We start from the raw sequence: 1,528 nt of genomic DNA on the forward strand, positions 1-1,528 counted from the left end.
CTCCCGGGGGCTCATGGGCCATCGTGGTCGCGGCTGCCCTGGGTGATCGGCCGCGGAGCGCGGTCACGCGGCGCGGAACCGGACGTGCCGGTGGTCACGGGCTCGGCTAGCATTCGTCGCCAACCGGTTGAAACACCAGCCGCTCAGGTCGTTGGCAAGCGCGGGGGCCTGTCCGGTGCCGTGGACGTCGTCCCGCCTGTGACACGGGGAGGCGTGCGCACGTGGTCGAGTGGTCGGCGCAGCGGTTGTTCCCCGGTGACGACGCGACGAGCGCCGCGCACCGCGCCCACGACTGGGCGTCCACCCCGCTGGGCGCGGTGGCGTCCTGGCCGGTGGAGCTGCGCACGGCGATCCGCACGGTCATGCCGTCCCGGGTGCCGATGCTGCTGTGGTGGGGGCCGCGGCTGGTGCAGATCTTCAACCACGCCTACACCCCGGTGCTGGGCGGGAAGTACCCGCGGGCGATCGGCCAGCCCGGCGCCGAGTGCTGGGCCGAGGTATGGGACGAGCTGGAGCCGCTGGCCAGGCAGGCGCTGGACGAGGGCGTGTCGACGTACTCGGAGAACCAGCTGCTGTTCCTGCACCGGCACGGTTACCGCGAGGAGACGTACTGGACGTTCTCCTACAGCCCGGTGCGCGCCGAGGACGGCGCGGTGGCCGGGATCTTCGTGGCCACCACCGACGTGACGGCGAGGGTGCTGGGCGAGCGCAGGCTGGAGACGTTGCGGCAGCTCGGCACCCTGTCGATCGCGGAGGCCGACACGGCCGCGGACGTCTGCCGCGCGGCGGTGAAGGTGCTGGCGGGCAGTTCGGCGGACCTGCCGCGGGTGGCCGCCTACCTGCGCACGGGTGACGGTGAGCCGGCGCTGGTGGCGTCTACGGGTGCGGGGGCCGAGATCCCGGCGGACGTGGTGGCGCGGGTGGTCCTCACCGGGCAGTCGGAGGTGATCGGGCGGGACGAGGCGCTGGTGGTGCCGCTGACGGCGGGTGCCCGCGGCACGTGGGGCGCGCTGGTGGTGGGGCTGAGCCCGTTCCGCAGCTTCGACCAGCCCTACGCCTCGTTCGTGGACCTGGTGCGGGCGGGTGTGGCGACCGCGGTGGAGGACACCGTCGCCTACGAGTCCGAACGCGACCGCGCCAGGGCGTTGGCCGAGCTGGACGCGGCGAAGACCCGGTTCTTCCAGAACATCAGCCACGAGTTCCGCACGCCGTTGACGTTGCTGCTCGCGCCGCTGGGCACGTTGCTGGAGGAGCACTCCGGCGCGTTGCCCGAGGGTCAGCGGGAGGCGCTGGCGGCGGCGCAGCGGGCGGCTCTGCGGCTGCGCCGCCTGGTGGACGCGCTGCTGGACGTGGCCCGCGCCGAGGCCGACCACCTGCACCTGCGGCTGGAACCGACCGACGTGGCCGAGGTGACCGCGGACTGCGCCGCCATGTTCCGGGCCGCCGCCGAGGAGCTGGGCCTGGAGCTGGTGGTCGACGCGTCGGGCGACACGGTGTGGCTGGACCAGGAGATGTGGGCGCGGATCGT

1 protein-coding gene is annotated in these 1,528 nt (G+C 73.7%); it reads left to right on the top strand.

What is annotated here, in order from left to right; all coding sequences use genetic code 11:
- Positions 1 to 221: 221 nt before the first annotated feature.
- Positions 222 to 1,528, top strand: a 1,307-nt coding sequence (locus tag AB0G02_RS39635) for a histidine kinase dimerization/phospho-acceptor domain-containing protein (protein ID WP_360805509.1), incomplete at its 3' end; no start/stop codon positions are given.

This window comes from Actinosynnema sp. NPDC023658 (assembly GCF_040639995.1).
In the GTDB taxonomy this organism is placed as follows: domain Bacteria; phylum Actinomycetota; class Actinomycetes; order Mycobacteriales; family Pseudonocardiaceae; genus Actinosynnema.